The sequence below is a fragment of the Leptospira alstonii serovar Sichuan str. 79601 genome (assembly GCF_000347175.1).
In the GTDB taxonomy this organism is placed as follows: domain Bacteria; phylum Spirochaetota; class Leptospiria; order Leptospirales; family Leptospiraceae; genus Leptospira; species Leptospira alstonii.
Genome location: NZ_ANIK01000035.1, coordinates 119,904 through 127,500 on the forward strand (window position 1 = coordinate 119,904; position 7,597 = coordinate 127,500).

Sequence of the window (7,597 nt, forward strand, 5' to 3'; positions counted from 1 at the left end):
GGGATTTGTTTTCAAATTGATGATACTCCGTTATTTAGGGATCAATAATAGAGTTGTTGAAAAATTAATTCTCCATTTGTTTCTGTTTCATTGAAATGAACGATTAAAGTAGTTTTGTTAAACTTCACTATTGAATTTTTCAACAACTCTAATACAAGAAACAAAACTTTAAAATCCAACCTTTTAGCGGAATGAACTGAAAGCGGAAAACTCATTCTACAACGCGACTAACGTAAAGCTCAAGGAGCCATTTCGTAGGCGTCTTTGTAGGAATAAACCTTCGCACAGACGCGGTTGAAAAGTTCCTCGTCTTCCGAAGGTTTAAAAATCATAGCCAAACATTTTTCCATCTGTTCTTTCGTGCTGCTTCTTTTGGAATAGAGTTGAAGAGCGTATTTGGAAAAGTCCCTCACCATAAAATCGAAAATCTGACTTAAGAGATCGTTTTCCACTTTTTCGATCGAAGCGTTTTCGATCAAAAGCTGGCCATAAGCGACTAACGTGAATAACTCTCCGAGAATCAGCATAAAATCCAAATCCTTGGATTGTTTCGAATCCGGAGGTGTGGACTTTAAGAACTCCTTCAGGACAGAAATCTGTTTTCTGAAGATTTTTACGTTCGGAAGATCCACGCTCGCGTACACTTCGTCGTAATCGCGGAAAGTAATCTTTTCAAAACCTTTCGTCGTGGTTCCTTGGTTGAATAAAAAGTCGTCGTTCTTAAACTCGTTGATTTTAGGGATTACCGGAAGCGCGGAATTCGGATCGAAGAAATAATTGTTCATGAACTTGATGATCAAGGCCATGTTGACGTGTGCGGTTCCTTCGAGTTTCGGAAGTCCTCGGATATCTTTGGCGGCCATTTCGAAATACATATTCTTTTCAAAACCTTTCGCCGCGATCACATCCCAAAGAAGGTTGATGACTTCTTCTCCCTGCATCGTAACTTTCATCTTGACCATCGGGTTAAAGAGGAGATAACGTCTGTCGGTCGCGGAAGCGGATCTCATATAATCTTTGGCTCTTGAAGCGAAAAGTTTCATCGAAAAAAGCCGACAATACGCGTCCACAAACATTTGTTTGATCTGTGAGAAGTCGGTTACGTTCCGATTGAATAACCTTCTTTTGGAAGCGTGATTGAGAGCCTCGTAAAAAGAATGCGTGCAGATTCCGATCGAAGCCCAACCCAGATTGTATTTGCAAATCGCGATCGTACTCAAGGAAGCGTCCCACGCCTCTCTGTCTTTGGAAAGAATGTCCTTTTCGGCGATCGGATAATCTTTCAACGCGTATTCTCCCACATAACTCTGAGAGTTGACTACGTTTTGGATCAACTCGTAATTCTTATGACCCGAATCGGCTGCAAAGAATACGTAGTTCCCCGTGTCCTTCATCTTTCCGAAAGTGGAAACGATGGCGGCCTTGTTCGAATTTCCGATATAATATTTTCGTCCGTTGGCGACGTAGTTTCCGTCGCCTTTATTTTCCAAAGACATATCGCTGGAAATCAAATCCGCTCCGTGTTCTTTTTCGGAAAGACCGAAAGCGAAAATTTCTCCGTCTAACAAGAGTTTTGCGGTTTTATGTTTGATCTCCTCGTTCTTGCTGTTCCAAATCGGGCCGAGCCCCAACATGGAAACCTGCCACGTATACCAGTAACAAAGTCCGTAAAAACCGGCGATCTCGTTAAAGTCGCAGATCCGAGTCGTGTCCCATCTGGAGTCGCTTTCCCCGTAACCCGCAGGAGTCATCAAGGTCGCAAAAATCTTTTCTTGTTTTTGAAACTCGAGAAAATCCGCATACCAAGTTTGATTTCGATCGTCTTCCTTTAACTTGTTCTTACCTTTTTTTTCAAAAAAGGCGATCGTTCGTTTCATGATGTTTCCGGATTTTTCGTCCAGATGTTTAAATTCGGTCTTTTTAGGGTTCAATAGATCCATAATTGTTTATCTCTTTATCGTCGTGAAGCGAGACACTGAGTTTCACAAAACGCGGGAGTTCCCACAGATTCTGTCTCTTTAGCGGTCTTTCAGCTTTTGTACGATTTTCCCGTTTGTTTAAAAACGTAGTAGTTCCCACATTTTTAGGTTTCGAGACAAGCTCTAAATCCTAACTTCCGCGATGTAAATCAGAAATTTATGAGGAAAAACAAAAGCTTGTTCCAAAACGCGGGAACTCCCGCAAAAAACCGGGCTCTTACATTATTTCTGCTGTTTTGAACCGTTTTTTCGGAGAAAAATCAACCGGACCGATGGATAAACTCAATGTCTCGCTTCTATTGGCGCTCGAGGAAACTCAACGTCTCGCTTCTATTGGCGCTCGACGGGATCAAGTTATTGGGTTTTAAAATTAGAACCTGTGATCGGATCGTTTTGTAATAATTTGACCGCTGTATTTCAACCCATCGAACGTCGCCTTTTAGGATCGCATTATTATTTTAGAATATTCCAAATTGATTGCGTATAAAGACGAATTCGGACCGTCTCAACACGACGCCGCACCGAATCCGGTGCGGTCGTCGATAGAAAAAAATCTAGAAAAGAGAAAGAAAAAGGGACGGTTTGGAAAACGGGGAATTGTGAACGGCCTCGGGGTCGGAGATCGTGATCGCATTCAATCCCGCTTTGAGATATTGAGCGAGTCCCTGAGTTTCCGATTGACTGAAAAATATGTCCTTATCCAGCCATACGACTTTGAGATTAAACCCGTTCCATATATTCTGCGAAATGGATAATCTGGGAACGGCATTGGTCGTTTCCCCGGAAGGATCCAAACCGACGATATTAGCCGCAGCCGGATACGGTTCCAGATCGCTCATCACTTCCAATTGCGCAGGAGTGGGAGCGCCCGTGACCGGAACGCCGTTCACCGCGTATTTCGTATTGATGTAAAAATCATCCGGCGTTTCCACAAAAAGACCCGTTACTAAGTACGGTGGAAAAGGAAATGAATCCAAAATCCTCCACGTTTTAAAGTTCCAAACGAAACTTTTTGCGGAACCGCACGAGATATCGCCTATCGGATCGCACATAGGAGCGTCTCCTCCGTACCAAGGTAAGGGCGCAGGAATATCGCTTGCGATTAGAATCGTATTTTCAATCCCGTATATGCTCAAAAGGCTGGAACCGGAGATTCTCTGAAACATGCTCTGGATCGTTTGAATCACGAGCCCGCCGATACTATGACCTACGATGGTATTGATCTTTCGCTTTTCCGTATTTATCATCCTACTGAGCAAAGCGCGCAGAGCGTCTCCGTAATTAAAGACGGTCAAATCACTCGCGTAAGCCGGTCTTGTCGCGGTGCCGGGAGCGACCGTACTGCCCCCGTGCCCCGGAAGGTCCATGATGTAAACGTGATGAGCCTTTCCTTGGTTGATCAATTCTTTTGCCAACGGTTCAAAGAGCGTGCTGTTGTCTCCAAAACCGTGAACGAACAAAACCGACTTCGGATTGAGAATAATCGGTCCTCCGCTGGGTCTTTTGTAATGCACTACGTTGATCGTATAATAGGTGGTGTTAAAGGAATAGTAACCTCGTCCTACCAAATCATACGTAAGAATTTCCTTCTCATAAGCGGCGCTGATTGAATTCACGCCGAATAGAGAAATTAAAAAACATACGATCAGACCGATTCTTCTGAATCGATTTTGAACTTTCCGAATACTCAATTCAATCTTCATCCATGTTTCTCCCTTACTTACTATTTCGAAGAAGATAATTCGATCTATAGATCCGATTGCTTTCTTCATTCGAGTCACCGGAAAGATCATTTTGCGATCGACTTGTAAAGCAAATTTAGGCTTTTAAGACATAAAATTGGCTCTTTATTATAAATAAATTGTCATTTCCGTTTAAAATATTCAAAATCGTGAAAATGAAATAAATAAATTCAATATGAGCCATATATTAGTAGATTAGAGGGATATATTGAAAAAGGACGAAGAACAAGCCGAGATTGGGGCATTTTGATTTATTGGTTTTTTAAGAATGTGGGAACTCCCCATTTTTAAACGAACGGCAAACTTGGATCTCTTCCGTGTAGTTATGATAAAATCGGAAAAATTTTAACCATCGATATCTGAAACGCACGTGATCGAGCGTCAATGGAAGCGGGACGCTTGAGTTGTAACATCGATCCTTGGCGCGGGTTTTTCCGAAATATCGAGGATAAACGTAGTAGTTCCCGCATTTTATTGTCCGCGTAATTATTCGAAACCACATAAAAACAGTGTCCTGAACTCTGCCTTTAAATCGAGGATTCGTTTCAAAATTCATGTGACTCTCTTCTATAGGGATATAGCCCGCAAACCTGAGAAAAGTTTTGGAATCAGGCACGATCCAAAGAAGAATTTTTGTGGGAGTTCCCGACGGATTTATTTAGAGATCCAAGTAACTTGCGAATTTTGTTATGACGTTTCGGGGCTTAGCGCTCTAAAGTAAGGGAACGAATTTCACACCACCCATCGATTTAAAAGACCAGTCGTCCCGGTTTCTTTTTGCGATCATCAAAGACTGTTCTTGTTTTCCCATCGGAAAGATAAAAATCCCCCCAGGAACCAGGGAACGAAAGTAGGAACTCTCCGAGTCGGGAAGATCGGGAAGGGCCGCGCAGGAAATCATCTTATCGAACTGGAGATCCGGCTTGAGAATTTCAATCGCATTTCCGCCGACAAAACGATTTGTCCCGGTGCAACCCGACTTCCAGCATTCTAAGTTTTGAATCGCGATTTTATGGAGAGAATCAAAAAACTCGACGGAGAATAACGTCGCTCCGAGAAAAATCAAAACCGCGCTTTGATAACCGGAACCGGTTCCGATTTCAAAGACCCGATCTCCTTTTCGGATTTCAAGAAGCAGAGACATCCACGCGACCATGAACGGTTGTGAAATTGTCTGATGACATCCGATCGGTAACGGTTTATCGTCGTAAGCTTGAAAGAAGTAGAAATCGGGTACAAAACATTCTCTCGGAATCGAACGCATCGCGGAGAGAACTTCACGATCGTGAATCCCTCGAGAGACGATTTGCAAATCGACCATATTCTTTCTATCTTTTTCACGAAGAATCGGATTACAAATTTTAGATGAAGAAGACATTCCGTCTCTCCCCAACAACCATCCTGAGAGAACGAGCTCAGCCGATCTTTTTCGTTGACAGTGCGAGCCGCTTTTCTATTCTGTTCATGAGTTCGGCCTTGTAGCTCAGTCGGTAGAGCAGAGGACTGAAAATCCTTGTGTCGGGAGTTCGATTCTCTCCGAGGCCAGAACTCACAACTTTTTCATCGAGCCGCTTTTCTTTCTTCTCCCAACTTCCAAAGTTCCGAAAAAACGACTTCGTCGATCACCTTACAAAGTTCCGGTTTGTACAATTTTTTAACCGGAGGTTTCGGATAGATATGAATTTCGTCCGTGTCGGGAATGTAAGTCATCATCTTCTGAATCTGATCCTCGCCTTCCACTTCGTACATTGTATAAGACATTCCTTTGGATGGAATGATCTGTTCCGTCTCTAAATACTTCATTCTTTTCCTTAAACCTTTTCGTCCAACTCTTTCAAAACGAAAGATTTTTCTGCTGGATGTTTTCCTATAGGCTAATCAAATTCAACGTATTTGTAAAGTAAAAGAAATGAACAAGTCCCTCATCTTACTCAGAGGTATTCCGGGAGCCGGTAAAAGTACACTTGCCAAACTCTTATCCGAAAACGGGAAATATCCCGTTTTCAGTGTGGACGATTATTTTACGGATTCAAAAACGCAAGAATACGATTTCGATCCTAAGAGAAATCATCTCGCATACAAACGCTGCGAAGAACTCGTTCGAAAAGAAGCGGAGAACGGAACCTCGAAAATTTTTTCGGACAACACATTTACTCTTTCTTGGGAAATGAAGCCCTACTTTCAAATCGCGTCCGAATTCGGGTATGCGGTTTTTGTCGTCACAGTCGAAAACTATCATAACGGAAAAAATATTCACTTCATCGACGATGAATCCTTAAAGAAGATGGCCTCAAAATACAAGGTTCGTCTCCTTCCGGAAAATTTTTAAGTCGCAAATAGGCCATTGTTCCGGTCGGAAGTCGTTTGAAAAATTTTAACCTGACATCTGATCCCTATCCACTGACTCCTAAAACGTGGGAACTTCTTTATTTTTCAAAAAGGCTTTCCCTTTGCGACTTCCTATCTATGTCTCTTAAACAGATCGCTTGTATGTAAATGACCTAAACTCACCTTTCTTGCATAAGTTCGAATAACGCAGATAGGAAAGAATACGATTTTGTTTCCGTCAAACGAAACGATCCTATAATTTGAGAATTCACAAAGTAAATTTTATATTTACCAAATTAACAATCCGTTGCATTCTATACTAGGCGCTTATATTTTGTATCGAGTAGGAATTTTACGATGAGTTCAATGAATGGAATGAAACTGGGAAATCGAGATTTAGATGTCATAAATTCTCCGGAACAAAGGAAACATATTATTGAAAAACATTTATTGAAACAAAGCCTAAGTGTCAGAGGGGACGTCGATAAGGAAACCGTTACCATTCAGAAATACGTGGATAACGGGGAAAAAATCGTCGTGGAATTATCGGGCGACAAGAAACTTCCCGAAGACGAAGAAATCATATTGTATCGCATTCTCGCCAAGTACGTCCAATTGGAATGCAGTTTTTTGAAAAACCTCAACTCAAAACTCGTAGAACTCAGCGTAAACAAAATCTCGATCGCCAAATCCAACCGTGCCTTCCCTCGTTATCCCGTTGCCGAAGACGCGGCTCACGTTACGAACATCAATTCTTCCAAAACGGTAATCGATGCGTCCTTGTTCAACATTCCTACTTTGGTCAAGGTCAGTTTTGAAGACTACAAAACGAAATTAAAACCCGATCAACTCGGGTTGATCGAAATCGACGTTTTCAAATCCGATCAGGACGAAAAATTCGAATTGGTAAAACGAAGCAAAAAATACATTCATATCGAAAACACTTCCCTGGAAGGATCTTATAAGTCCAAGGACGAAAACCAAATCGACATTGAAGATCAGATCAACGAAGAAATCGATTCTATGATGAGAAAATACAAGGATGAAAAAATTATCTCCGAAATCATCTATCCGATCGTTTATATCAACCACTCGAGACAATCCATTCCTCTCGGTTACATCTGGGTAAGAAACAAGGAAAAACCGCTCGGTAAGGACACGATCGAAAAATTAACCGAACTTTCCAAAGAGATGGTGGCTCGTATCAAAGAATCCAATACCGTCATGACCACGGAAAAATTTCCGATTATCGACATTTCGAACAACGGCATTTGCGTCAAAATCACGGATCCTCATCTGATCCAAACCCTTCCCAAACACACGGGATTCGTTTTCGACATTTACATTCGTATGCAAGGTTATTTCAAAGTTTTCGGAGCGATCCGCTGGATTTCTTATGACGAAGTTGGAAATCTGATTTTGGGAATGGAACTGGTCGCTAAGTCCTCTTTTCCGGGAGAACGGGAAAAGTTTCACAGAAACGTCGAACTTTTGGGTCAGGGGAAATTTACGGGTCTAAAAACGCACGCAATCTAATTTCTACTTAAG

General features: G+C 41.9%; 6 protein-coding genes and 1 tRNA gene. 3 read left to right on the top strand and 4 right to left on the bottom strand.

Annotation, left to right across the window (positions count from 1 at the left end):
* Positions 1-239 precede the first annotated feature (239 nt).
* The 3 genes from LEP1GSC194_RS08880 to LEP1GSC194_RS08890 all read right to left on the bottom strand — a co-directional run bounded on the left by LEP1GSC194_RS08880 (position 240) and on the right by LEP1GSC194_RS08890 (position 5,099).
* Positions 240-1,940, bottom strand: coding sequence for an acyl-CoA dehydrogenase family protein (locus LEP1GSC194_RS08880; protein ID WP_020773272.1), 1,701 nt, complete (start codon positions 1,938-1,940; stop codon positions 240-242).
* 593 nt (positions 1,941-2,533) lie between these two features.
* Positions 2,534-3,682 carry an alpha/beta hydrolase gene (locus tag LEP1GSC194_RS08885; RefSeq protein WP_036041899.1) on the bottom strand — a complete coding sequence of 383 codons (1,149 nt, stop codon included), beginning with the start codon at positions 3,680-3,682 and terminating at the stop codon, positions 2,534-2,536.
* Positions 3,683-4,433: 751 nt separating this feature from the next.
* Positions 4,434-5,099, bottom strand: a complete 666-nt coding sequence (locus tag LEP1GSC194_RS08890; protein WP_020773268.1) for a protein-L-isoaspartate O-methyltransferase family protein — start codon at positions 5,097-5,099, stop codon at positions 4,434-4,436.
* A 94-nt stretch (positions 5,100-5,193) separates the two neighbouring features.
* Between LEP1GSC194_RS08890 and LEP1GSC194_RS08895 the strand changes: the two genes are divergently transcribed.
* Positions 5,194-5,266: transfer RNA gene (locus LEP1GSC194_RS08895), tRNA-Phe, on the top strand.
* A gap of 15 nt (positions 5,267-5,281) precedes the next feature.
* Here LEP1GSC194_RS08895 and LEP1GSC194_RS08900 read toward each other — a convergent pair.
* A complete protein-coding gene (locus LEP1GSC194_RS08900; protein ID WP_002999987.1) occupies positions 5,282-5,524 on the bottom strand; it encodes a hypothetical protein in 243 nt (80 codons plus the stop codon).
* A gap of 106 nt (positions 5,525-5,630) precedes the next feature.
* On the opposite strand from LEP1GSC194_RS08900, the gene LEP1GSC194_RS08905 reads away from it, so the two are divergent.
* On the top strand, positions 5,631-6,050 hold the full coding sequence (locus LEP1GSC194_RS08905) for an ATP-binding protein (RefSeq protein ID WP_020773317.1): 420 nt from the start codon (positions 5,631-5,633) through the stop codon (positions 6,048-6,050).
* A gap of 356 nt (positions 6,051-6,406) precedes the next feature.
* Positions 6,407-7,585, top strand: coding sequence for a DUF1577 domain-containing protein (locus LEP1GSC194_RS08910; protein WP_020773322.1), 1,179 nt, complete (start codon positions 6,407-6,409; stop codon positions 7,583-7,585).
* The last annotated feature ends 12 nt before the right edge of the window (positions 7,586-7,597 follow it).